The 23,670-nt window shown below is 36.2% G+C and carries 22 protein-coding genes and 1 tRNA gene; 14 read left to right on the forward strand and 9 right to left on the reverse strand.

Annotated elements, in window-relative coordinates:
• Window positions 1-36: 36 nt before the first annotated feature.
• From EMTOL_RS03940 to EMTOL_RS03950, 3 genes are all read right to left on the reverse strand, one after another.
• On the reverse strand, window positions 37-1,590 hold the full coding sequence (locus tag EMTOL_RS03940; protein ID WP_015027974.1) for a DNA methyltransferase: 1,554 nt from the start codon (window positions 1,588-1,590) through the stop codon (window positions 37-39).
• A 1-nt stretch (window position 1,591) separates the two neighbouring features.
• Complete coding sequence (locus EMTOL_RS03945; protein WP_015027975.1) at window positions 1,592-1,894, reverse strand: helix-turn-helix domain-containing protein; 303 nt, start codon at window positions 1,892-1,894, stop codon at window positions 1,592-1,594.
• A 633-nt stretch (window positions 1,895-2,527) separates the two neighbouring features.
• Complete coding sequence (locus EMTOL_RS03950; protein WP_305953170.1) at window positions 2,528-2,686, reverse strand: DUF433 domain-containing protein; 159 nt, start codon at window positions 2,684-2,686, stop codon at window positions 2,528-2,530.
• Window positions 2,687-2,919: 233 nt separating this feature from the next.
• Between EMTOL_RS03950 and EMTOL_RS03955 the strand changes: the two genes are divergently transcribed.
• The 4 genes from EMTOL_RS03955 to EMTOL_RS03970 all read left to right on the forward strand — a co-directional run bounded on the left by EMTOL_RS03955 (window position 2,920) and on the right by EMTOL_RS03970 (window position 7,287).
• Window positions 2,920-5,247, forward strand: a complete 2,328-nt coding sequence (locus tag EMTOL_RS03955) for a glycoside hydrolase family 20 protein (RefSeq protein WP_015027976.1) — start codon at window positions 2,920-2,922, stop codon at window positions 5,245-5,247.
• 78 nt (window positions 5,248-5,325) lie between these two features.
• A tRNA-Arg gene (locus EMTOL_RS03960) sits at window positions 5,326-5,397 on the forward strand.
• Between the two features lie 480 nt (window positions 5,398-5,877).
• Window positions 5,878-6,426: a DNA-3-methyladenine glycosylase I gene (locus EMTOL_RS03965; RefSeq protein WP_041693894.1), complete on the forward strand. Its 549-nt coding sequence runs from the start codon at window positions 5,878-5,880 to the stop codon at window positions 6,424-6,426.
• Window positions 6,427-6,495: 69 nt separating this feature from the next.
• Window positions 6,496-7,287: a glycerophosphodiester phosphodiesterase family protein gene (locus EMTOL_RS03970; RefSeq protein WP_015027978.1), complete on the forward strand. Its 792-nt coding sequence runs from the start codon at window positions 6,496-6,498 to the stop codon at window positions 7,285-7,287.
• Between the two features lie 29 nt (window positions 7,288-7,316).
• Here the strand turns inward: EMTOL_RS03970 and EMTOL_RS03975 are convergent, their stop codons facing one another.
• Window positions 7,317-7,952, reverse strand: a complete 636-nt coding sequence (locus EMTOL_RS03975) for a DUF4230 domain-containing protein (RefSeq protein WP_015027979.1) — start codon at window positions 7,950-7,952, stop codon at window positions 7,317-7,319.
• 180 nt (window positions 7,953-8,132) lie between these two features.
• Between EMTOL_RS03975 and miaA (EMTOL_RS03980) the strand changes: the two genes are divergently transcribed.
• Window positions 8,133-9,071 (forward strand): tRNA (adenosine(37)-N6)-dimethylallyltransferase MiaA, encoded by a 939-nt coding sequence (gene miaA, locus EMTOL_RS03980; protein ID WP_015027980.1) that lies wholly within the window; start codon window positions 8,133-8,135, stop codon window positions 9,069-9,071.
• 147 nt (window positions 9,072-9,218) lie between these two features.
• On the opposite strand, the gene EMTOL_RS03985 is transcribed toward miaA (EMTOL_RS03980), so the two are convergent.
• The 3 genes from EMTOL_RS03985 to EMTOL_RS03995 are packed head-to-tail and all read right to left on the reverse strand — an operon-like array spanning window position 9,219 to window position 11,703.
• Complete coding sequence (locus EMTOL_RS03985; protein WP_015027981.1) at window positions 9,219-9,827, reverse strand: DJ-1/PfpI family protein; 609 nt, start codon at window positions 9,825-9,827, stop codon at window positions 9,219-9,221.
• Window positions 9,828-9,884: 57 nt separating this feature from the next.
• Window positions 9,885-10,853: a tRNA (adenosine(37)-N6)-dimethylallyltransferase MiaA gene (miaA, locus tag EMTOL_RS03990; RefSeq protein ID WP_015027982.1), complete on the reverse strand. Its 969-nt coding sequence runs from the start codon at window positions 10,851-10,853 to the stop codon at window positions 9,885-9,887.
• Window positions 10,846-11,703, reverse strand: coding sequence for a hypothetical protein (locus EMTOL_RS03995; protein ID WP_015027983.1), 858 nt, complete (start codon window positions 11,701-11,703; stop codon window positions 10,846-10,848). The genes miaA (EMTOL_RS03990) and EMTOL_RS03995 overlap by 8 nt, the downstream gene beginning before the upstream one ends.
• Window positions 11,704-11,864: 161 nt before the next feature.
• Between EMTOL_RS03995 and EMTOL_RS04000 the strand changes: the two genes are divergently transcribed.
• Window positions 11,865-12,548 (forward strand): hypothetical protein, encoded by a 684-nt coding sequence (locus EMTOL_RS04000; RefSeq protein ID WP_015027984.1) that lies wholly within the window; start codon window positions 11,865-11,867, stop codon window positions 12,546-12,548.
• 82 nt (window positions 12,549-12,630) lie between these two features.
• On the opposite strand, the gene EMTOL_RS04005 is transcribed toward EMTOL_RS04000, so the two are convergent.
• Window positions 12,631-15,408, reverse strand: a complete 2,778-nt coding sequence (locus EMTOL_RS04005; RefSeq protein ID WP_015027985.1) for a glycoside hydrolase family 2 protein — start codon at window positions 15,406-15,408, stop codon at window positions 12,631-12,633.
• A 275-nt stretch (window positions 15,409-15,683) separates the two neighbouring features.
• On the opposite strand from EMTOL_RS04005, the gene EMTOL_RS04010 reads away from it, so the two are divergent.
• The 5 genes from EMTOL_RS04010 to EMTOL_RS04030 all read left to right on the forward strand — a co-directional run bounded on the left by EMTOL_RS04010 (window position 15,684) and on the right by EMTOL_RS04030 (window position 20,196).
• The gene (locus tag EMTOL_RS04010) at window positions 15,684-16,487 is read left to right on the forward strand and encodes a mechanosensitive ion channel family protein (RefSeq protein ID WP_015027986.1); all 804 of its coding nucleotides are present in this window, start codon (window positions 15,684-15,686) and stop codon (window positions 16,485-16,487) included.
• 133 nt (window positions 16,488-16,620) lie between these two features.
• Window positions 16,621-17,028: a MaoC family dehydratase gene (locus EMTOL_RS04015; RefSeq protein ID WP_015027987.1), complete on the forward strand. Its 408-nt coding sequence runs from the start codon at window positions 16,621-16,623 to the stop codon at window positions 17,026-17,028.
• 170 nt (window positions 17,029-17,198) lie between these two features.
• On the forward strand, window positions 17,199-17,966 hold the full coding sequence (locus EMTOL_RS04020) for a hypothetical protein (RefSeq protein ID WP_015027988.1): 768 nt from the start codon (window positions 17,199-17,201) through the stop codon (window positions 17,964-17,966).
• 174 nt (window positions 17,967-18,140) lie between these two features.
• Window positions 18,141-19,517, forward strand: a complete 1,377-nt coding sequence (locus EMTOL_RS04025; protein WP_015027989.1) for a glycoside hydrolase family 30 protein — start codon at window positions 18,141-18,143, stop codon at window positions 19,515-19,517.
• A gap of 13 nt (window positions 19,518-19,530) precedes the next feature.
• Entirely contained in the window at window positions 19,531-20,196 is a 666-nt protein-coding gene (locus EMTOL_RS04030) for a carbohydrate-binding family 9-like protein (protein ID WP_015027990.1), read from the forward strand.
• Window positions 20,197-20,296: 100 nt separating this feature from the next.
• Here the strand turns inward: EMTOL_RS04030 and EMTOL_RS04035 are convergent, their stop codons facing one another.
• Window positions 20,297-20,764: a CYTH domain-containing protein gene (locus EMTOL_RS04035; RefSeq protein ID WP_015027991.1), complete on the reverse strand. Its 468-nt coding sequence runs from the start codon at window positions 20,762-20,764 to the stop codon at window positions 20,297-20,299.
• A gap of 253 nt (window positions 20,765-21,017) precedes the next feature.
• Here EMTOL_RS04035 and EMTOL_RS04040 point away from each other — a divergent pair, with 253 nt between their 5' ends.
• The 3 genes from EMTOL_RS04040 (at window position 21,018) to EMTOL_RS04050 (ending at window position 23,667) form a co-directional block, all read left to right on the forward strand.
• Window positions 21,018-21,707: a response regulator transcription factor gene (locus EMTOL_RS04040; RefSeq protein ID WP_015027992.1), complete on the forward strand. Its 690-nt coding sequence runs from the start codon at window positions 21,018-21,020 to the stop codon at window positions 21,705-21,707.
• 64 nt (window positions 21,708-21,771) lie between these two features.
• The gene (locus EMTOL_RS04045; protein ID WP_015027993.1) at window positions 21,772-22,839 is read left to right on the forward strand and encodes a sensor histidine kinase; all 1,068 of its coding nucleotides are present in this window, start codon (window positions 21,772-21,774) and stop codon (window positions 22,837-22,839) included.
• A gap of 24 nt (window positions 22,840-22,863) precedes the next feature.
• The gene (locus tag EMTOL_RS04050) at window positions 22,864-23,667 is read left to right on the forward strand and encodes an RluA family pseudouridine synthase (RefSeq protein WP_015027994.1); all 804 of its coding nucleotides are present in this window, start codon (window positions 22,864-22,866) and stop codon (window positions 23,665-23,667) included.
• Window positions 23,668-23,670: the final 3 nt, after the last annotated feature.

Consider the following 23,670-nt stretch of genomic DNA (forward strand, 5'->3'; position numbering starts at 1 on the left):
GGAAAGCCCGACCCGAAGGGGAACGCCCAAATATTTCTAAGCTGCAATCGCATAATTATCTTTTTCAGTTCGGTTTAATACTGGTCGTTTATATTGATTAACTATTTGCATTCCTGCATTTTCTGCAATTGTCGGATACATATTGTATTTGTCGTTTGCTACGAGGAAAATATCATAATCGTCAACGAGATATTTTTTGGCGTTATTCAACACATCACTAAGCCCTTGAATGTAGCTTTGTTTCGCTTCTCGTCCTTGTCCTTTGAAAAGTGGCCCGATTTCTAATTCGTCTTTTCTTTCGAAGCCAAACAAATCGTAAGCATATGCATGCTGCTCGTGGTAGTCAATTAAACCAACATAAGGTGGCGATGAAAATATACCCTTAATTTTTTGTTTTTCAACAAGTTTGGCAAAATCAGGATTGAGTTTTTTAAGACCTTCTACGATGTCAATGTTTCTGCTGTCACCTGTTAAGCAAGTGTGAAATGCATCTTTTCTAAGCTTGTCATACTGAGTCAATCTTTTTACAGTGTCCTTAGAATATGTTTCCCACCATTTTAGAATAGAAAATAATGGCTTACACATTTTTCCATGTTTACCACAGTAATAAGTTGCCGTAATTGGTTCAAGCAATGTTGCTAAGTCTGCATGAGTGGTTGCTCTGCAACTTCTAATAGTGCGACTTAGAATAACGCTGACGATTTTTTTGGTGTCGGAATTTTTAATGTTTTGGATTTCATCAAACACAAATTGAATTTCATCACGGATGTGTTGCGTATACCATTTGTCAAGGAATGAATCTTCTTTGTCTTGTCGTAATTTTATTTTATATTCTTTTACGAGTTTATTGAATGTTGGCAAAAATTCTTGCTCCTTTTCTTGGCCATAAGTCTTCTCGTCAATCTCTTTGCGTTTTACTTTGTATTTGTATTCCGGTACTGGAAAATACTTGTTGTTGAAAACATACAACTCTTTTAAAAGCCTGTCTTCAAATTCAAGCGTTTTATGGTCTGCTAAAAATGATTTTAATGCTTTAGAAATTCTGTCTATTTCAGTTTGAACATCAACAAGGTTATATTTCGTTAACTTACAATTACCAATCATGGCATTAAATGCAGAAACATCATTTCCAACTGCATGTATTCCTAACTCACAAGCTTGAACCATAGTCGTTCCACTTCCTGAAAATGGGTCATAAACAATGTCTCCGGGCTTGAAATAAACTTCCTTCTTGAATCTGTCGGTGTGGTTGTCAAGAAAATATTCAACTAACTGCGGAATAAATTTTCCTTTGTATGGATGAAGTCTGTGAACGTGTTTTGTAGTCTCGGCTTCCTTGTATTGTTCAAATGATAAAGCCCAGTTCAAATCTTCACCAAGCTGTTCTTTCCATTCTTCTTGTCTCGATTTTTTTTGCTCTTTATAGTATTCAATTAGTTCTTCTTTGATTACTTGTGTAGAACCATTGTCACCTATTTTTTTTATCCTGCCGTATTGGATAAGATAGGAAATGTTAGAAGTAGTAACATTTTTGTCCAAATATTCTGTCGCCCACTGGCTTGCTTCTTTTATTGATAGTAATTCTGCCATTTTATTTGTTTTTAGTTCCTCCGTATTTAATTGTTTTTTCAGCAACTTTGAGTGCTTGAATTCCCAAATCTTCGTCTTGAATTTCGTAAAGAATTTTCTCACTCAAATATTGAATAAGCAATGATTCTTTGTCGAGTTCAAGTATGTCAGCCAACTTAGTAATTTGTTCTCGTGTGGCTTTTCTCTCGCCACGTTCAATTTTACTGAGTATAGCTGTGTCAATGTCGAGTTGAGCAGAAAGGTGTCGCAATAGCAACCCTTTTTTCTCTCTTTTCTCTCTGATTATTTCTCCGGTCGTTTTCAATTTGAAAATATTAACTTGACAATAATTGTCAAATATAAGAAGTCTTTTGATTTAGTCGCAATAAACTTTAAATATCTTATCAACAACAGTCTGCAAACTTGTCAAGTAGTCGGGGGGCTTGAGTATAGCTGGGTAAAATTTAATGTTCTGCAAATTGTATTGTTAAATGCTTGGCTTTGTAGCCCTTTTAATCTTGCGAAGCATTGGCTTTTTGAATATCCGTTTTCCCGTTTATTTTTTGTTGGTTGTGTTGTCTTTTAGGATGAAAGGTAACTATTACATCTGCACAAATTTGATTAATAAAAACAAAAAAACTCTCATACTAATGTTTCCAACATGAATAGGAATCACTTTAAGGGGAGGAGAAGAAAGAAGTATTCTGTTGGAGAAGTCTGCATCTATTAGTAATAATGGATAAATTATTTACCTTGCCATATTCTCAAATATTCTCATCAGGAGCATCATACTGTATGTCAAATTGGTTATTGTCTTTCCATATAGAAAAACAATATTGAAAATTTTCGTCAATCAAATACTCTGTTTCAATCATGCTACTTCTTTTATTTCCTTGATAATATACTTGTTTTCCATCAGTTTTATAGCCAACTGCATTCAGGCATCAATATCTTCTGTTTATAGCATCAGATATTGTTTTAAAATTTCTTCCTTGCTTGTTCCAGCATATAAAAACTCAAGAACAGTCTGTACCGTTATCCTCATACCCCTGTTAATAGACTTAACCACCAAAATTTCTGGATTGATTGAAATTTCATCTGCAATATAGGTTGCCATTATTTATGTTATATAATACAAAATACAATGAATTTGAGGGATTTTTCAAAATTAATGTTTCAAAATAATAGCCCACCTTGCTGTGGTATTTTTCATTCATAACTTAATAAATAATTATTAAAATAATTTATCATTATCAACAAAAATAAAAAAATAAATTTTTGTTTGCAATTATACCATGAAAAGCCGTATTTCGTTTTCCTAAAAAATTCAATAACCTCTCCATATTTATCATGAAGAAAATTTTCGGCTTACTATGCCTTGTGGCGTATGCCTTTGGTAGCTTTGCACAAAACAAATATGCTATTATTCCCAAACCTACTCAACTGACCACAGCCAATGGTTCTTTTATTGTAAATGCCCAAACCAAAATTCTGATTCCTAAAAATAACTCAGATTTAAGACCATTAGCTGAACTTTTGGCCGAACGCTTCCAAATTACTGCGGGATTTGCACTCAATATCGAAGAATTTGAGGGAAATCCGTCTAGTAAAGCTATTGTTTTCATGCCGCTAACAAGCAAAGTTGGTGATAAAACGTTATTACAAGAAGATTATACACTGAAAGTAGAAGATAACGGCATTATTCTCACAGGAGCAACGGCCAAAGGCGAATTTTACGCACTTCAAAGCCTTTTACAACTATTACCGACTCAAATTTACAGTAGTTCGCCCGTTCAAAATATCCAATGGCAGGTGCCGAACTGCACAATCTATGACCATCCACAATTTCAGTACCGTGGTTTGATGCTCGATGTAGGTCGTCATTTCTTTCCTGTTTCTTTTGTAAAGAAATACATTGATTTACTAGCCTTACATAAAATGAACACTTTTCATTGGCACTTAACCGATGACCAAGGCTGGAGAATTGAGATAAAAAAATATCCAAAACTGACCGAAATTGGGTCAAAACGCAAAGAATCAATGGAAGGACATTACTCAGACCAACGATTCGATGGCAAACCTTACGGTGGCTACTACACACAAGAGCAAATCAAGGAGGTAGTAAAATATGCTGAAAAGAAATTTGTAAATGTAATTCCAGAAATAGAAATGCCCGGCCACGCATTAGCAGCATTGGCATCGTATCCAGAATTGGGTTGTTCGAAAGGCCCGTATGAAGTCGGGGTTAAATGGGGTGTTTATGATGATGTATTTTGTCCAACTGAACAAACTTTTACATTTTTAGAAAATGTACTAACCGAAGTAATTGGCTTATTTCCAAGCACATACGTACACATTGGTGGCGATGAGTGTCCAAAAGTTTCTTGGAAAAACAGTCCGTTTTGCCAAGATTTAATGAAAAAAGAAGGTCTAAAAGATGAGCATGAATTACAAAGTTATTTCATTAAGCGTATTGATAAATTCTTGACCTCAAAAGGCAAAAAGATGATTGGCTGGGATGAAATCTTAGAAGGAGGTATTTCACCTAACGCAACCATTATGTCGTGGCGTGGTATTGAAGGAGGCATCGAGGCTGTTAAACAAAACCACGATGCCATCATGACTCCAGGTAGCCATTGTTATTTAGATGCTTATCAGTCAGACCCATCTTCTGAGCCAGTGGCTATTGGTGGTTATTTGCCTCTTGAAAAAGTGTATGCTTATAACCCAATTCCTGAAGGTATCACTCCCGAACAAGCAAAACATATTTTAGGGGTACAAGGAAATGTTTGGACGGAATATATTGCTACACCAAGCCACGCAGAATATATGGTTTTTCCGAGAGCAACAGCATTAGCCGAAGTTGGCTGGAGCCAGACGTCGGCTAAAAATTATACTGATTTCACTAATCGCCTGATAACGCATCTCGAACGTTTGAAATATTTAGCGGTTAATTACTCAACTGCCTATTATGATGTAAAAATAACATCATCGGTAAATGCAAAAAGTCAAGTAGCCTTGAAACTTCAAAATGCCGACAAAGACACACAAATCAGATATACCATTGATGGTACTGAACCTACGGCGAGTTCGCTTTTATATCAGCCCTCAACAGGTGTTGTGGTAACCCAAGATGCCAACATTAGAGCTTTAACTTTCTCAGCTAAAGGTGAAAAATTGGGTAAAGAAATTAGTAAGTATTATTACATAAATAAATCAACTGGCAGAAAATATACTTTGGTGAATCAACCCAAAAGTTATACTGGAGGTGAAACTTACGGACTCACTAATGGTGTAAAAGGCGAAGCTAATAATTTTGATACTTGGGTAGGTTTTGAAGGGAAAAACCTTGATGTAACAATTGATTTAGGGCAAGTGATGGCAGTTCAAAAAGTCTCGTTTGCCTTTTTGAGAGCAAGTTCTTCATGGATTATGCTTCCGCGTGATGTAGAAGTTTTGGTTTCAGAAGATGGAAAGAAATTTACGAGTGTCCAAAAGATGCCTTTAGGTAATTTAGATGGAGAGCAAAAGGTAGTTCAACAATTGAGCATTGGAGCAGAAGGTAAAAAAGGACGCTTCATTAGAGTTGTGGCTCAGAATTATGGCCTACTTCCTGCCAATCATCCCGGAAAAGGAAACCCTGCTTGGTTATTTGTTGATGAAATTGGTGTAGAATAATGCATCGAAAACAAAATTCTTTATAAATTTGTTGCAGTAATAAAGGAGTGAAAGATTTTTCGCTCCTTTAATATAAATGGCTCTGTAGTTCAACGGATAGAATAGAAGTTTCCTAAACTTTAGATAGGGGTTCGATTCCCCTCGGAGCTACTTTTTAAGTTTCCTGAAATTTAGATAGGGTCGGAGTTGCGGATAACTTCGATGCAACTCGGAGCTAATTTAAAGTTTCCTAAACTTTAGATAGGGTCGGAGTTGCGGACAACTTCGATTCCCCTCGGAGCTACTTTTTAAGTTTCCTGAAATTTAGATAGGGTCGGAGTTGCGGACAACTTCGATTCCCCTCGGAGCTACTTTTTAAGTTTCTAAAAACCTATTTGTCTCAAATTAAAAAAAGCCTGTAAAGGGTCAAATATAGGTAGAGACGCTCGTACGATAAAATAGTGTGTTTTAATTTTGAGTTCCATAGGAACGGCCAATGTAGTTAAATGGTTCTTTCCTATGGAACTCATTTTTTCAAAACTAACCTTTCTAACAAGCATCTGGTACCCATATTTAGCCCCAAAAGGGCGTTTTTTATTTCAAAAATTGAGATGGTTCATTCTATATTTTATAAAAACCTCTTCAACCAAAATGTCTTACTGCACAGCTATCAAAACGATGTCGGATGAAAGAAAGGCTCTTCACAAAGCCTATCATGACCAACAATACGGCTTCCCGATTCATGATGATAATGAACTTTTTTGTCGCCTCATCTTCGAAATTAATCAAGCTGGACTTAGCTGGGAAACAATCTTACGAAAAGAACAATCCTTTCGTGAAGCTTATCATAATTTTGATATACAGAGAGTAGCAAATTACACCGATGACGACCGAGAACGCCTTTTAGCAGATGCAGGGATTATCAGAAATCGACTCAAAATCAATGCGGCTATCGAAAATGCTAAAACAATTCTGATTCTACAAAAAGAACACGGTTCGTTTGGAAATTGGTTGGCTTCGCATCATCCAAAAACAAAAACTGAATGGATAAAGCTTTTCAAAAAAACATTTAGGTTTACAGGAGGTGAAATTGTCAACGAATTCTTAATGAGCATTGGTTATTTACCACATGCACATGACGAAAATTGTGAGGTTTATGCCAAAATATTAGCGAGTAATCCGATGTGGCTGAAAGGTTAATTATTATCTTTTGTTTCAAAACCTCTACTTTTTTCTGACATTTTGTACTTTTATCAAAAAAATCACGACATGAAAAAAAGTATTCTTTTACTATCATCAATTATTGCTCTAAATGCTTGTAAAGTTTCAAAAAACAGTGCATCAAGTTTCAAGTTTGCCAATAATCCAGTGGTTGCCCACCGTGGTGCATGGAAAACTCAAAACCTACCCGAAAATTCTATTGCATCACTCAAAGAGGCTATCCGATTAGGTTGTACAGGCTCCGAATTTGATGTAAGAATGACCCTCGATGATTCTCTCATTATCAACCATGACCCACATTATAATCAACTCGACATCGAAAAAACAACTTATGCCGAACTGGCCAAAGTACCCCTTTCAAATGGAGAAAAACTACCAACTTTGAGGGAATATATTTTGGTAGGAAAGGAAAACAACAAAACCACAAGACTTGTCTGTGAAATCAAACCTTCGGCAAGTAAAGAGCGAGGAAAATTGATTGCTGATAAGGTTTTGAAACTTGTGAAAGACCTAAATGCTGAAGCAATAACAGTGTATATCAGTTTTGATTATGATATTTTGAAGCGAATTGAAGAAGTAAAACCCGATGCTAGCACGCAGCATTTAAACGGAGATAAATCGCCTGAGCAAATTTTAGCTGATAAAATAGATGGAATTGATTACCATTTTTCGGTTTACAAGAAAAATCCAACTTGGGCGGAGGCTGCTCTGAAAAATAAGCTCATTTTAAATGCTTGGACAGTAAATGATGAAGCAGAAATGAAAAATTTACTTGCTCAAAAATTTGAGTTTATCACTACTAATGAACCTGAATTATTATTCAAATTATTGAAGAAATAGGCTTTTGCAAGGGCGTATCGTATACGCCCTTACGATTCTTCTTGAAAATCTGTCAATTCAGCAAGTGTTTTTTGCTCAGAATTTGGTAATTGCTTAAATTCTAATTCCCAATTCATCGATGCAGCTAACTGATTCATCATCAACCCAATTTGTCGATTGGCAACTTTTGGTAAATCGCTCGTTAGTGCTTTTTCTTGCATCAATTTTTTAGCTTCATTTAATATATTCGTATAATCTTCATGATTAAATTTATGTAGCCAACCTTGGTCAATGTCATAAAATTTATAATCAGTATCTATTGATAAAATTTCTGCTTCTGGAAATTGCTCCACCAATAACTTTCTACTATTCTCATCTCTTCTCACTTTCATCTTTCCAAAATCAAAGCCAACCGATACTTTTGCACGTGCCACCACCAAAGCCTTTTTATTGACTTTAAAAAATCCCATTAACTCCTTTTTGCTGCTATGGTCATATATTTCAGTGAAATACCCTTCGGCCATCACCACTTTAAATACTTTCTCAATTCGCTCCAATAAAAGTGTTGATTCTTTACGTAATTCATCTTTATTATCACGTAGTTTTTTGCCGTACATCCAATTAAAAACCTGCCAAGCGGCAATTCCACCGATGGCAATCGCCACAAGAAAAAGCAAAAATTCCATAGAATTTCAATGATGAATTAGTGAATGAGCAAATGAGTGAATAAATTTAGGGCTAATTTTATGAAATGCTTCATTTTTTATTATTTAGAAAGTATTCATTTGAATAATTGGAGTGAAATCCATTCAGTAGCGTATATTTTGGGGCACAATTATTCATTTTAAATTATCCTTTATTTTTGAATGTCTATTTCTAAAAATTTGACTGAATCTTGTATAAAAAGTAACTTAATCATTATCGTTGGCCCAACGGCTGTGGGCAAAACTGATTTGTGTGTCAAGCTGGCTCAAGCTCTTGATACTGAAATAATTTCGTGTGACTCACGCCAATTTTATAAAGAATTAAGTATCGGCACTGCCAAACCAACGCTTCAAGAAATGGCTGGAGTGGTGCATCATTTCATTGATTCGCATCATATTAACCAATATTATAGTGCTGGAGACTTTGAAAGAGACGCCATTCATTTACTCCAAAATGATATTTTCAAGCGAAAAAAAGTTGCTATCATGACAGGTGGTTCGGGGCTTTTTGTAAAAGCTATTACGGATGGTCTCGATGAAATGCCCGAAGCTCCCTTGGCTTTGCGTGAAGCATTGATGCAGCGTTTAGAAAATGGTGAGTTAGAAAAAATGGCTGATGAACTTCGCAAACTCGACCCCGAATATTGTGTCACCGCCGACCTCCAAAATTCACAAAGGGTTGTGCGTGCTTTAGAGGTTTGTTTGAGTACCAGTCGACCTTTTTCGTCATTTCATAAGAAACATCCTATTGAAAGAAATTTTAATATAATAAAAATCGGAATCGAGCGTCCAAGAGAAGAGCTTTATGAGCGAATAAACCTTCGGATGGATTTAATGTTGAAAAATGGTTTGATGGAAGAGGTGAAAGCCTTGATTGATTATCGCCACCACAATGCACTACAAACAGTAGGCTATAAAGAAGTTTTTGAATACCTTGATAATCAATATGATTACCAAACGATGGTAGAACTTCTAAAAAGAAATTCGAGAAGATACGCCAAACGTCAAATGACATGGTTTAAAAATCAAGATTCGTTTGAGTGGTTTAGTGCCACAAATTACGCAGGCGTACAGGAATATATCGCCTCAAAATTACAATGAGACTTTATGCTAAAATAATGTTATTTTTTTGATAAAGTGAAATATTTTCCAAAAATAACAACGTATTTAAACAATAATCTCAATTACAACATTTAAGTTTCCGCTTAAAATCAGTTGTATTTTTCTTGTGAAGAAATATCGTTACGGTTATTTCCAATAATCATACTGAATATAGGTAGCGGTATCACTAGCAGCCGATTGCCCGTATAATTTCGAAACCACGTAAAGCGACATATCAATACCAGCAGAAACACCAGCCGACAATATTATTCGACCATTATCTACCCAACGCTCTTGCGGAAACAATTGGGTATTTGGAGCAACTTCTTTCATCTGCTCAACTGCTTTGTAGTGGGTTGTGCCTGATAGCCCCTCCAATAAACCAGCTTTAGCTAAAATTAAGGAGCCTGTACAAACTGATAATAATAATTCTACTTTTTCATTCATGGCTTTCACCCAATCTAATAAGCGTTGATTATTCATTTCTTTACGCGAACCAAAGGGTGTTCCATCAGGTCTAAAGCCTCCACCGCCCGGAATGAGTAAAATATCGGGTATCGGGCAGTTTTCGAAGGTATAGGTAGGAGTAATAACTAAATTATTTCGAGCAGAAATTGTGCTTTTTTCTGCAACAGTAAATACATTAAAATAGCCTTTTTGGCCATTTTGCTTGCCAGCAACACCGAAAATCTCGAAAGGGCCAGTAAAATCTAAAACCTCTACATCATCAAAAATAAAAATGGCTACCGTACGCATATTATTGAATGGAAAATTAAAAATGAATAATAGAAAATGTGTATTGTCTTTGCTATATTAATTTCTGAGTATTCCGAGTAATTGTTCGGTCATTTCTTCAAGTGGTTTCATGCCATCTAACCAATTGATTTTAATCCCTTTACGCTCCATACTTCTAAAAAAAGTCATTTGGCGTTTAGCAAATTGATGAATGGCTATTTCGAGTCGCTTTACCATTTCATCATAAGCTAATTCTCCCAACAAATACTCTGTAATAAACTTATATTCCAAACCATAAAAAATAAGTTTTTCAGCGGAAATTCCACTTTCAAGCAAGCCTCGCACTTCGTCAATCATTCCTTCATTCAAGCGAATCTTTAATCGTGTTGTGATTCGTTCTCGCCGAATTTCAGTTGGAATATCAATGCCAAAAACAAGAATCTTATAATTAGCAATGGCGTTTAATATCCTTTCACCGCCTTTGCCATTCTTTGCCCTCCACTTTCCAATCTCAATGGCTCGAATGAGCCTTTTTCGAGTAGAAATATCGGAATTATGACAAAACGAAGCATATTTTTCTTTAAATATTAAAGTTAGTTCTTCATCAGTTTTGGTTATTAGAAACACTCTAAACTCCTCATCAATAGGCACTTGTGTGTCTTCATAATCGCGTAATACTGCTTCGATATACATACCCGTTCCGCCACACAGAATTGGTGTTTTACCTCTTGAAATGATTTCTTGAAAAGCTTTTTGGAAATCTCGCTGAAAAAATGCCACATTATAACTATCGCCTGCTTCGATATTATCCACCAAATATAAACCTTCAATTCCTGCTGGCCACGCCGAATTTTGCTTAAATACAGGCAAATAATCCTGAAAATCCTTTCCAGTACCAATATTCATTCCTTTATACACTTGCCTACTATCAGCACTGATGATTTCTCCACCAATTTTCGCGGCCAAATTCACCGCCAACTTAGTTTTTCCCGAAGCCGTTGGCCCCAGAATTACTACCAATGATTTATTATCTATTGTTTCAAGCATTTTTCAACTTCATCAAAAACTTCCAGTTTCCAGCATTATACACATTTGCTTTTCCGATAGTATCTTCAATATATTTTCTTGTAAAAGTTTCTTTATCAACCCAAAAAGCAATCGGTGGCGTTTGAGTAATTCGCTCAAAACCTAATTTTTCATAATTCGAGCCATCCGACCAATCGGCATCGGCGTAAGTCATAATATCATCGGGAGAGTTTTCTTCTATAAACTTTTTAAGCAATTTATTGAGTCCTCCTACCACCGTTAAGCCTTTATAATTAGCAAAACGTATCATTTCATAAGAGCGAAATACTTGTCCATCTCGCACAATTTTTTTGGCATTACTAAAAGAAGCCACTGCCACTAAAAGACTTTCTTTCTCTGATGTTTCTAATCTAAAACTTTCATCATGAAGCACCCTAAAATACTGCTTTGGAAGCCATAAGCCATATTTAAGTTTAGCATTGGTTTTACCTTGCAAATGATTATCCTCAAGGAATTTATCAAGTACGGGCTTTTCTATCCGACTTACCTTTGTGAGACGAGCTGGAATGGTATCACTTTTTCCGAGCAAAGCTCGAAGTCTTGACTCTACAATTGGCTGTTTGGAGTACCAAATATCTTCCCAAAGATGAATTACTTTCAGATTCTTTGGTGTAAAGATATGACTCAGTTCTTGAAAGAAATAAGTACTGCCCAACTCAATTCCGATTGAAATACAATGAATGACTAGTTTCTGTTGTGGTATAAAAATAAAATCATACGGAGTATCAGGAAAATCATTTGGATTCACAATCAAGTCTAAATCAGTATTGCGAGTAATAAAATCCTTTATGTAAGCTGTAATTTTTTGCAAAATTTAATTGTATTTAATCTCAAGTATTCAATAATTTTGTATGAAAATGCGTTATATTTGGTGCATTGAAGCACAAAACTAAAAACTATATAACCTATTGAGATTTAAACCTTTACGTTCAATTTATTGTTAATTTATTGGCTAAAATCTAATATAAAGTTATGAAACTGCTTCGGTTTATTACACTGAACTCTTGGATTATTTTACTTCCATTAGGAAGTAATGCCCAAATATCGCGTGCATACATGCTCGATGAGGCAGATACATATTTCAAGACAGGGCGTTATTGGGATGCTTTCTTTAAGTATCGTGAATGTGCCCAACTACCAGAATTTGAGGCCTCAAGTCAGATTACTGACCAGATTAAAAATAGCTCCCATGCCTTATATTTAACTCAAAAATTCAAAGATTATTTTGCTCTACAAAAATACCAACCTGCCAAAGAAAATCTATTAAAATTGGTAGCTATAAACCCAGATGACCCTAATCGTGGGCAAATTGCACACATTACTTTGGCACAAGGAGCAGAATTACAACGTTTGGCCATGCGTCAGCGTACGCCAGCTGCTACAGCCGATATGCTCAAAAGAGCCATGTCATTTTATTATCAAGCAGCCAAAGAAGGACTCATGAATGAATCAATGACCGCTATTAAACAATGTGAAGCGGCCATTAAAGATACGAAAGTGCCACAAGAACCAAATACAACTCCACAACCAACATTGGTGGAAATGCAGCAACAACCAGCAAATGCAGGCACACAACAATCTCCATCGGTAGCAAGCCCTCGCCGTCCGGTGGATGTAATCATTAACCCAGCCCCTACTCCCAAAAATAATCAATGATTTTTTTGAAAGAGGGTAAAAATCAAAAATAGGAGTTTGCAAGAGCAAACTCCTATTTTTGATTGGATATCTCTCCAAAATATTAATTACCAACCAACAATATAGTTGGATTCATTGGGTAGCGACCAAACTTATCACCATAAATAGCTAAACCACCAGGTAAGCTTCCATCTACTTCAAGTCTAACTACAAATTCGCCCGTTGTACGAGCAACTTCAAGTGCTTTTTGTGGAATATTTACCCCTAAGCGATATCCATAAGAACCAGCTTCGTATAATTTACGGTCTTGCGGTTGATTATGCCACGAAAGAATTCCACGGTGGTCGGCAGGGTCATTACTCAGATCATATCTACCAGCAAAAACGCCATTGATACTTACCGAAACTGCACTTGGATATCTTGAAGTATCGGTCATCGGGTAGGCATTTTTATTTTGACTCGGCTCTGCGATAGCCCCCAACATATAATCTTCATTTCCTGCCAATTTTTTATCCATATCTTTTGCAAATTGTTGCTTCGAAGCAACTTCAGCAACAAATGAAGCACTTTCGAATTTCGCATCAGTTGGAACTTTGATTTTGTACTCAAAAAATCCACTTCCTGCTCCATTTACTTTCAGACCATCTAAAACATTCCATTGTTTTTTGCTCCACTGAGCATTGCTGAAGTTTTTAGGTTCGATACTCACCAATTTGGCTTTTTTACCGTTCAATAAAGTCATTTCGGTTGGTGTACTTCCTTCTACTATGAAAGTGGTAAAATTACGGTGTACAACATTTCCTGCATTATCTTCTAAAACCAAAGCAGCAATTACCACCGATTTTTCATCAGGCATAGTAAGTTTCAGTGATTCAATTTCTTTTTGTAACCAAGGGGCATAAGGCACTGTCTTACTAAAACTTCCCCAAGTTTTCTTTTGTCCAAGAGCATCATAACCGTAAAGGCTTACTTTCAAGTTTAGGCTGTTTCCTAAGTTTTTATCAGTCATGACCGACATATACAAAGGAACGGTTACCTCCTCTTTGGGCTTCACACTACGGCTAATTTCATTTCCTGTAGAAAGATAAATATCTGCATGAAAATCTTTAATACCCATTCCATCTACTAATTCGCCAACACCTGTTTCTTTTTCAGAGCGGTCGAAGCGATAATAGCCATTCCATTCGTTGATTACATCATGGTGCTCAGTATAAAGCCAACCTGCAATTTTAGGATATTTTCTGAAAGTATTAATCATTCGGTGATAATCCCAACTCCAATCAACATCTCCAGTACTACCTTCATAGCCCCAAACATTGCCACATTCAGAATTGATGTTTGGCACATCGGTTTGTAAGTAGCCTTTCTCATAATGAAATTGGCTACCTACGTATGTATTCTCGTCAATTGTCTTTAAGTGTTTTTCCCAGCCAGAACCCGGTAAATATTCATGCCATGAATTAATATCGGTTTCTGTATGACCAGCCCCACAGCAAATCGAATTATCTTCTACCAGACGAGTAGCATCCAATGATTTAGCTAAACGATAAACAGAGGCTACCCATTTTTGTGTTTCAGGAAGGTAAATATTTTGCTTTTTGCCATTAATTTCTTGCTTGGTTCTCAAACCCCAAGTTTCATTGAAAGTAATCCATGAGAAAATTGCAGGGTGATTATAATCACGCTTAATCATTTCACGAAGTGTAAATTCCGACTCTTTTTGTGCATTTTTATCAGGTTCGCCCCAGAAATTTGGCAAATCAGACATCACCAAAACACCCAATTTATCAGCCCAATATAGCTTACGAGGAACATCAACTTTGATGTGCGTACGAATTCCATTTAGGCCAATATTGCGAGCCAAAAGGATTTCATTTTTCATAAACTCATCTGTTGGGAAAGTATAAAAACCTGTTGGATGATATGATTGGTCGAGAGCCAATTGCATATACACTGGTTTATCGTTGAGGGCAATATACTTGTAATTCGTATTGGGTAAGTTTACTGTTGAAATCTTACGCATTCCAAAGTAAGATTTCACTACATCATCACCTAATTTTAAGCTGGCATCATAAAGATATGGGTCTTCAAGTGTCCATAAACGAGCGGCTGGCATCGGTACAACAAACGAATACTCAGTTTTACCTTTCGGAAATACTTCATGTACTACCACTTTCTGATTTCCAGCCCCAATAGTTAATTCTACGTCAAGGTCTTTTACGGGTGAAGTCGGCAAATAGGCTGTTACTTTTACCTGTTTTTTATCAATATCAGGGGTAAAATGTAGAGCATCAACGAAATTCTGTCCACGAGCCTCCACGTAAATCGTTTGCCATAATCCACGAGCATTTCCATAGCCTTGTTTACCATAAAGTGTAAATTCACGGCGTTTATCATCTACTCTGATTACCAAATTTTGTGGTGAACCATATTTGATATTGGTCAACTCAAATGAAAATGGTGTATAACCACCTTCATGGCTACCTAATTCTTTACCATCGAGCCAAACAGTTGTTTTCCAATCAGAGGCTCCAATTGTAACAAATACGCGTTTACCTTTCCATTCAGGTTTAACGGTAATTTTTTTGCTATACCAAGCAATATCAGCCTCATCTTTTACGCCAGAGAGCGGCGACCCCCAAGGAAATGGCACCGAAATAGTTTTTGTAAAAGGTTTCGTCCCTTTAAACCATTGAGCCTTTTCACCTTCATCTTTTTTATCAAATTCGAAAGCCCAGTTACCATTTAGATTTTGCCATTCTAAACGTTCGAAATCGGGTCGTGGATGTTCTGGCAACGGTATTTTTTCTTGCGAGAAAGATTGATTAAATAAACTGAAACAAAGAAGTATAAGTCCCAGCCTTTTAACGGTGTAAATCATAAGTTTCGTAATATTTGTTTTGAATAGATTGGGTGGTATGTTTTATTGTTTTAATAAGCCATAAACCTCTTCAAAAATAGTATTTTAACAGGATTTATTAAGATTTTTCAAAATTTTTAAAGCCAATTAAATCACTAATACATCCAAAAAAGCATAATATCGATAGATTTATTAGATTGCAAACGTTTGTCCATAATTCAAGTATTTTATATTTTTTTGTTACTTCATTGAGCACTTAAAGTCATAATAGCATAATAAAACAATTTTTGCTATTTATGGATAAATATACCGACCAATTCTTGTCGATGGCTTTGCTTTATGCCCCTAAAATTCTTCTAGCCATCATTACCTTAATTATAGGCTTAAAATTAATTTCATGGATTTCAAATTTGCTACAAAAAGTTTTACGAAATCGCCATGTAGATGAGAGCGTGATTCCTTTCTTAGGTTCAATTATTAGCGTACTTCTCAAAGTTGTATTACTAATCACGGTTGCGGGTATGTTTGGCATTGAAACTACCTCATTTGTAGCCCTTATCGGAGGAGCTGGCTTAGCAGTAGGTCTAGCTTTACAAGGAAGCCTCAGCCACTTTGCTAGTGGTGTTTTAGTCTTAATTTTTAAACCATATAAAGTCGGTGATTTAATTTCAGCAGCAGGTTTTACGGGCGAAGTAGAAGAAATTCAGGTATTTACTACGGTTTTGAAAACTTTAGATAATAAAAAAATTATTATTCCGAATGGCTCCATTACTTCTGGCCCAATCACTAATATTTCTGGACAAGGGGAAATTAGAGTAGATATGCAATTCAATGTAGCGGGTTCGGAAAGTATTGATAAGGTAAAAAAAGTGGTAAACGAGGTAGCTAATAGCTGCTCATTGGTTTTGAAAAGTAAAGAAACAGATGTATTGGTAAACTGCTTGGAAACAGGCATTATTAAATTTGATGTAAGACCTTGGTGCAAAAGCGAACACTACTGGGATGTTTATTATTTCATGCAAGAAAACATCAAACGCCAATTTGATGCACAGGGTGTAGAAGCTCCAACCCCAGCAATGAATATTAATCTGATTAAATAAATTATCTATTCGAAATTACTCAATACACATAGCTTTTGATTGATGCCCGATTGGGCAATAAAATCTGCCACTCCTTTTGGGGTGGCTTTTTTTTTGCTATTTTTGGCGATTATTCAATAAAAATGAATTTTTTATGCTTTTAGAAATAGGCGATACTTACCGCCACGAATTCCGCTTTTCGCAAGAAGATGTTATTAATTTTGCCGAAGTAACTGGCGATAAAAACCCATTACACCTCAATGCCGAATATGCCGCTACTACTCGTTTCAAGCGTCCGATAATACATGGGCACCTCAGTAGTAGTGTCTTTACACGTATTTTAGGTATGGAGTTTCCGGGTGAAGGTTCAATATATATGAAGCAAGAAACCGAGTATCTTTTTCCGATGTTTGTTGATACTGACTATGAAGTGGTATTTACGGTTATGACCGTTGACCGTGAAAAACACGTAGCAGAGATTGCTGGTGAAGTTTTTATTAAAGGAACAACCCGCCGAACCATTAGGGGCTTAGCGACACTCATGCACTTAACTAAAATTTAAGCAAAATCCTCCTTCATCTCGAAGGGGGATTTTTTTATTCCTTCACAATAAGTCTATTTTCTCTCCGTTTTTACTTCAAAGACCCTTATTATTCAAACCGAAAATTCCCTTTTTACACGATGATTAGACCTTGACTTGCTCTATCCCTTAATTCCCATAAAAAATAGACAATGAACAAGTACTTTAGAACCATGAATCGTGTGCTTCTTTGGGCTTTACTTTTGCCCTTTGCAAGCTTTGCTCAAACTCACCGTGCTTATGCCGACGAACTTTTCAAAAAAGGCGATTATTACCATGCTTTCTTTTTATACCGTAATCTTTATGGTACAAATCTAAGCGAAAATCAGTTTGCCCAACGTTGCAATCAGGCGATTGCCTTAACCAAACAGTTCTTAGATTTAAAAGCATCAAAACAATACTATGATGCCAAAACCAAGCTAAGAGAATTACTCGAAATAAATCCCGATGACTTTCATGCTCCGATGCTAGCTCAAATGTCAATCGAAGAAGCTACTTATTGGCACAAATTAGCATTGAAACAAACTTCTGCAAAAGAGGTAAATCTTATGCTTGAAAAAGCCATTTCGCTCTACGAACAAGGGAAAGCAGATGGCTGGAATTACAAAGAAATTGATGATGCAATTAAGCAATGTGAAGTATCTAAAACACAAAGTGGCATTGATGAAGTAGCGAAAATGGCCAATTTGACTCCTAAAGTAGAAATTACACCTACTCAAAGTGTTGAGCCCCAAACAATAGCCCAAGAATTAAAAACTGAAGTAGTAGCCGCCGCTCCCAATGCAGATGTTGTAGAAATTCCAGCAATACAACTAAAAGAAGAAACTATAAAAGAAAAGAAAGTACCCAATCGAGCGAAAATTGTAAAAACAAAGCCTAAAAGAGCCCTACCCAAAAGAGAGGTAGCAAGCCGACAGTAAGTGAAGATTTTCAAATTTAATTGGTTTGGTAAGAGTGGGGTGCCTGTATTAGGTACTTCACTTTTTTGTAAGTGAAACCATCAATTCTTTCTTCAATAGCTTTACTGGATAAATTTCAAAAAATAAGCATTTTATGTAACTTGCACACCTATTCAATACTCAAACAAAACTACGATGAAAAAACTCTACTCTCTTTTGCTTTGTGCATGGGCACTCCAAAGCAATGCCCAAAATATTGAAACTTGGCTCACCTATAAAGACAAATCAGTACTTTTCCAAAAGCAATCAAATACGCTAACTTTTAGCAAAATTAGCAATACTTCGCCCAGTATTTATGTAGATGATAGCAAAACTTTTCAGAAAATGGATGGTTTTGGCTATACTCTTACGGGTGGGAGTACACTACTTTTAAGCCAAATGCCGGCTGCTGAAAGAGCGAAAATTTTAAAAGAATTATTTGCTATCGATGGGAATAATATTGGTGTGAGTTATTTAAGAATAAGCATTGGGGCATCTGACCTTGATGACCACGTTTTTTCGTACGATGACCTTCCTACTGGAGAAACAGATACTAAATTAACAAAATTTAGTTTGGCTGAAGATAAAAAACACCTCATTCCAGTTTTGAAGGAAATTTTGAGCATTAACCCACAAATCAAAGTTTTGGGTTCGCCGTGGTCGCCACCTTCTTGGATGAAAACAAACCATAACTCTAAGGGTGGAAGTCTAAAACCTGAGTATTTTGGTGTTTATGCCCAATATTTGGTTAAATATGTTCAGGAAATGAAGAAAGAGGGTATTAAGATAGATGCCATCACGATTCAAAACGAACCACTACACCCAGGCAATAATCCAAGCTTATTGATGCCCCAAGATGAGCAAGCTAATTTTATCAAGAAAAATCTGGGACCAGCTTTTCAACAAGCCAAACTTCCAACCAAAATCATCATTTATGATCACAACGCCGACCGACCAGATTACCCAATAAGTGTATTGAATGATACAGAAGCCCGTAAATTTATTGACGGCTCGGCCTTTCATTTATATGGAGGAAGTGTAGAAAACATCAGAAGTGTACACGAGGCACATCCCGATAAAAACTTGTATTTCACCGAGCAATGGATTGGTGCTCCGGGAAATTTCGCTGGAGATTTTTCATGGCATATCCGTAACCTAATCATTGGAGCTTCAAGGAATTGGTGTAAAACAGTTTTGCAATGGAATGTAGCTGCCGACCCTAAGCAAAATCCGCATACAGAGGGAGGTTGTACTGAGTGTTTAGGTGCTTTAACGATTGGCTCAGATGTGGTTAGAAACCCAGCATACTACATCATTGCTCATGCTTCAAAATTTGTTCGTCCAAACTCCGTTCGAATTGCTTCAAATATTACGATGTCATTGCCCAATGTGGCTTTTAAAACACCTTCTGGTAAAACAGTTCTTATTGTTCAAAATGAAGGTGATAAAACGCAAGAATTTAATATTCGTTATCACAACAAACAAGTTACAACCAGCCTTGTAGCAGGGGCTGTAGCAACCTATGTTTGGTAAAATCATCTATTTTATGCTCCATCTTTTATACATTATTTTATTTGCTATGACAGCTACCCCTACCATTACTCTAAAAAAGAATACTTGGACTAAACTTCAAGAAACACACTTTAAAAATGCTACCGATGGCAAAGAGACCAAACAAATAACCGATGTTAAGTTGAAAGCAGATGAAGATTATTTGAGTATTGAATTCAGTTGTTTACAAAACCCTTTTGTGGGAGAAAATACTTATACAAAACACAATAGTGAAATGTATAACCAAGAAGTTTTTGAAATTTTTATTGCTGAAGGAACAGAAATACCAACCCGATATTTAGAATTAGAAATAAACCCCAACAACGCACTTTTTGCAGGTTGGATTGAAAACCCAAGCAAAGAAGCACCTCAAAGTTGTCAGTTTGTTTCACACGAAGAGGCGAAGATTATACATTCTGTAAGTAAAACATCAGATTCATGGTCAGGTAAAATGCAGATTCCGTGGGCATTATTAGGTGGAAAAAAAGATAATTTTCGGATAAATTTTTACCGCATTATTTCTTTAAAATCGCACGGTAATGCAGATTGGAAAGGTACACCTGCTACTTGTGCGTACTTATGCTGGAACTCAACTATGAGTGGCTCTGTGCCACGTTTTCACCGACCAGATGCTTTTGGTATTTTGAAGATTGAGAAATGAAAAATCAAATGGCACGCAGATGTACGTACAGCTGCAAAAAACAGCGTTGAGATAATATTTTATCAGCGTGCCATTAATTTTTCCATTTCATCTTTAGACTTTACCAACTTCTAAAAGGCAAAGTTGATAGATTTGAATTATAATATTTTTTCTCGCCTGTCACTTCTTCCTCAACCCATTCTGGAAGTTCAAACATTTCATCTTCATTTTGTAGTTCAATTTCTGCAACAATAAGACCCTCATTTTCTCCTAAAAACACATCAACTTCCCAAAGTTTTTCAGCAAATACAACTTTATACCGATACTTCGTTAGGTCAGAAACTGCAAACAAATCAAGCAATTCGATGGCTTCATCTTTTGGAATTTCGTATTCAAATTCCGTACGCGTAGCTCCTTCTGATTTTCCTTTGATAGTCATGAAGCCCTTTGTATCAGTGGCTCTAACCCTTATTGTTTTATTGGGGTCTGTCAACAAATATCCTTGTCGATAAAATTCACGCTGCGGTTTATCTGCCTCGCCCCATTTGGCATGATTCACTAAAAACTTTCTTTCAATCTCTAAACCCATTTCCTAATATTTTTTTAACTACAAAGATACCCACTTAGTATTAATTCATACAATTTTTGTAAATAATAGTAATTTTCAACTAATCATCTTTCATAAAAATATTCACTAAAAATTGCTTTTTTGTTAATAATTACATAATTTTTGACTTAAATAACCTCGTCGGCTAAGATTTAACATTGGCTTAATATACCTAACGTTTTTTTAACCTTACCTTTGCAGCAGTAAATTACACCGACAAATAACATTACTACTTATGAGTCTTGCTCACCGTGTTTTAGTAGTTGACGACGAAGCCGATATTGTAGAACTATTGGTCTATAATCTCGAAAAAGAAGGCTATAAAGTAGCCTCTGCATCAGATGGTAAAAAAGCCATAGAAATGGCCAAGGAATTTCTCCCCGATTTAGTGATTCTCGATATTATGATGCCGTACTTCGATGGAATTGAAGTTGGCCGCATGATTCGCTCAATGCCTGAACTTAAAAATACTTATATTCTTTATCTAACTGCCCGCTCAGAAGAATATTCTGAAGTAGCAGCCTTCGAACTTGGAGCCGACGACTATCTCAATAAGCCTATCAAACCTCGTGCTTTGATGAGTCGTATCAATGCCTTTTTCCGACGTGAAGCTCAAAAATCCGACCCAAGCGATACACTCGAAATTGCAGGTTTAAGTATCAATAAATTGAACTATACTGTAACCAAAAGTAGTGGAGAAGTAATTGTTTTGCCTAAAAAAGAGTTCGAACTATTATTTTTCCTTGCTCAGTACCCTAATAAAGTGTTTAGTCGAGACGAAATACTGCAAAAAATTTGGGGTGCTGATGTGTACGTAGTTGAGCGAACAATTGATGTGCACATTCGTAAAGTACGTGAAAAAGTAGGCGAAAACTACATAAAAACCCTCAAAGGAGTTGGTTATATGTTTACAGATGAGGCTTAAATTTCAATGGTAAATTATTAATTATCAATTACATTTGCCTTTGATATTGTAAAATTGCCTAAAAATGTCATTTAGCCCTCGAATCATTGCATTCTTTCTTGCGGTTCTCATCACCCTAGTTTCGATTGCGTTTTTAAGTTTTGTTCCCGAAGTAACGGCCGCCATGCTTTTTGTAGTTGGCGTAGCTTGCTTTTTTGCTACCTTCTTTTTTGTATTTTATACCATTGATATTTTGGTTTTTCGAGAAGTAGAACAGATTTACAAAACCATTCAGAAACTTAAAATTCGTGATTTTGATATCTCTCGAAAATCGCTCATCAAAAGTGTCAATCCCATCAAAAAACTTAATTCTGAAATTTCTACTTATGTGACTAAAAAACAAAACGAAATTGAGGAATTGAAACGAATGGAACAATACAGAAGAGAATTTTTGGCAGATGTTTCGCACGAACTCAAAACACCTATTTTTTCGGCACAAGGATTTATTCATACGCTCATCGATGGAGCTAAAGATGACCCTAAAACGCTCGACCGCTTCCTCAATCGTGCGGCAAAAAGCATTGATGCCCTTGATGCCTTAGTGAGAGATTTGGTGACACTCTCACAGGTAGAAAAAGGTGATTTAAAAATGCACTTCGAGCAAATAGACCTAAAGATTATTACGCAGGAAATCTTCGAACAACTGGAGTATAAAGCACAAAGCAGAGGTGTAACACTAAAAATTAAGCCTAAAACCCTTGAAAAAGCACTAGTCAAAGCTGATAAGCAAAGAATTACGCAAGTATTAACTAATTTAGTTGATAATGCCATAAAGTATGGAAAAGACAACGGTAAAGTTGTGGTCGAAATTGAAGAGGATAAGAAGCATTTCCATGTATCGGTTGAAGACGATGGTCCAGGAATTCAACCAGAGCATCTAGCACGAATTTTCGAACGTTTTTATCGAGTAGATAAGAGCCGTTCGCGTGATACAGGAGGCACAGGTTTAGGCCTTGCCATCGTGAAACACATCTTAAACGCTCACAATTCAAAAATTACTGTTACGAGTAAATTAGAGAAGGGCACTACTTTTAAATTCAAATTAACCAAAATATTAGAGATTCCTACCGAAACAACGGTTGATAATGAGTAAATTTGCAGAAAAATTTACAATTTGATGGAATACGACTTCGATTTTAGTGTTTTCGATGAACCAGAAACACCCAAAATAAAAGAAACAGTAAAGAAAGTTGATTTTAAAGATATTATAATTTTCGAAAACGAAGATTATATCTTAATCAATAAACCCCCATATATTTCAAGCCTTGATGAACGTACCCAAGATAAACGTCAGGGCAGCACTCCACAGAGTATTTTACGTTTAGCTAAAGAATACTCACATGATGCCCAATTATGTCATCGACTTGATAAAGAAACTTCTGGTGTATTGGCTATTGCCAAAAATCCTGCGGCTTACCGTCATTTGGCTATGCAATTTGAGGCTCGTGAAGTAACCAAACGCTACCATGCCATTACTAATGGTGTTCATGATTTCGAAGGAGTTTCTGTTTATCTTCCAATTGCTCAATTAAGAGATGGAACTGGAGTAAGAATTGACCGTGAAAAGGGGAAAATCGCCGAAACCATTTTCAATACCCTCAAGGCCTACCGTGGCTTTACATTGGTAGAATGTATTCCGATTACTGGTCGCATGCACCAAATTAGGGTACACTTACAATGCCTGAAAGCTTCTATTGTTTCTGACCCCATGTATGGAGGGAACGATATTTTTCTTTCACAAATCAAGAGTAAGAAATTTAATCTTAAAAACGGCACAGAAGAATTACCGCTTATCCGAAGAGTAGCTCTGCACGCCCATTCACTTACTTTCAAACTTTTGAATGGCGAAACTATTAGGGTAGAAGCCCCCTATCCGAAAGACTTTAGCGTAGTGGTGAAGCAATTAGATAAATTTGCTTAAAAA

Source organism: Emticicia oligotrophica DSM 17448, from assembly GCF_000263195.1.
Classification (GTDB): Bacteria; Bacteroidota; Bacteroidia; order Cytophagales; family Spirosomataceae; genus Emticicia; species Emticicia oligotrophica.

Bases quoted from the DNA above. Each gene is read 5' to 3' on its own strand.
- EMTOL_RS03940 (WP_015027974.1), bottom strand. From the start codon at position 1,590: ATGGCAGAATTACTATCAATAAAAGAAGCAAGCCAGTGGGCGACAGAA.
- EMTOL_RS03950 (WP_305953170.1), bottom strand. From the start codon at position 2,686: ATGGCAACCTATATTGCAGATGAAATTTCAATCAATCCAGAAATTTTG.
- EMTOL_RS03955 (WP_015027976.1), top strand. From the start codon at position 2,920: ATGAAGAAAATTTTCGGCTTACTATGCCTTGTGGCGTATGCCTTTGGT.
- EMTOL_RS03965 (WP_041693894.1), top strand. From the start codon at position 5,878: ATGTCTTACTGCACAGCTATCAAAACGATGTCGGATGAAAGAAAGGCT.
- EMTOL_RS03970 (WP_015027978.1), top strand. From the start codon at position 6,496: ATGAAAAAAAGTATTCTTTTACTATCATCAATTATTGCTCTAAATGCT.
- EMTOL_RS03975 (WP_015027979.1), bottom strand. From the start codon at position 7,952: ATGGAATTTTTGCTTTTTCTTGTGGCGATTGCCATCGGTGGAATTGCC.
- miaA (WP_015027980.1), top strand. From the start codon at position 8,133: ATGTCTATTTCTAAAAATTTGACTGAATCTTGTATAAAAAGTAACTTA.
- EMTOL_RS03985 (WP_015027981.1), bottom strand. From the start codon at position 9,827: ATGCGTACGGTAGCCATTTTTATTTTTGATGATGTAGAGGTTTTAGAT.
- miaA (WP_015027982.1), bottom strand. From the start codon at position 10,853: ATGCTTGAAACAATAGATAATAAATCATTGGTAGTAATTCTGGGGCCA.
- EMTOL_RS04000 (WP_015027984.1), top strand. From the start codon at position 11,865: ATGAAACTGCTTCGGTTTATTACACTGAACTCTTGGATTATTTTACTT.
- EMTOL_RS04005 (WP_015027985.1), bottom strand. From the start codon at position 15,408: ATGATTTACACCGTTAAAAGGCTGGGACTTATACTTCTTTGTTTCAGT.
- EMTOL_RS04010 (WP_015027986.1), top strand. From the start codon at position 15,684: ATGGATAAATATACCGACCAATTCTTGTCGATGGCTTTGCTTTATGCC.
- EMTOL_RS04015 (WP_015027987.1), top strand. From the start codon at position 16,621: ATGCTTTTAGAAATAGGCGATACTTACCGCCACGAATTCCGCTTTTCG.
- EMTOL_RS04020 (WP_015027988.1), top strand. From the start codon at position 17,199: ATGAACAAGTACTTTAGAACCATGAATCGTGTGCTTCTTTGGGCTTTA.
- EMTOL_RS04025 (WP_015027989.1), top strand. From the start codon at position 18,141: ATGAAAAAACTCTACTCTCTTTTGCTTTGTGCATGGGCACTCCAAAGC.
- EMTOL_RS04030 (WP_015027990.1), top strand. From the start codon at position 19,531: ATGCTCCATCTTTTATACATTATTTTATTTGCTATGACAGCTACCCCT.
- EMTOL_RS04035 (WP_015027991.1), bottom strand. From the start codon at position 20,764: ATGGGTTTAGAGATTGAAAGAAAGTTTTTAGTGAATCATGCCAAATGG.
- EMTOL_RS04040 (WP_015027992.1), top strand. From the start codon at position 21,018: ATGAGTCTTGCTCACCGTGTTTTAGTAGTTGACGACGAAGCCGATATT.
- EMTOL_RS04045 (WP_015027993.1), top strand. From the start codon at position 21,772: ATGTCATTTAGCCCTCGAATCATTGCATTCTTTCTTGCGGTTCTCATC.
- EMTOL_RS04050 (WP_015027994.1), top strand. From the start codon at position 22,864: ATGGAATACGACTTCGATTTTAGTGTTTTCGATGAACCAGAAACACCC.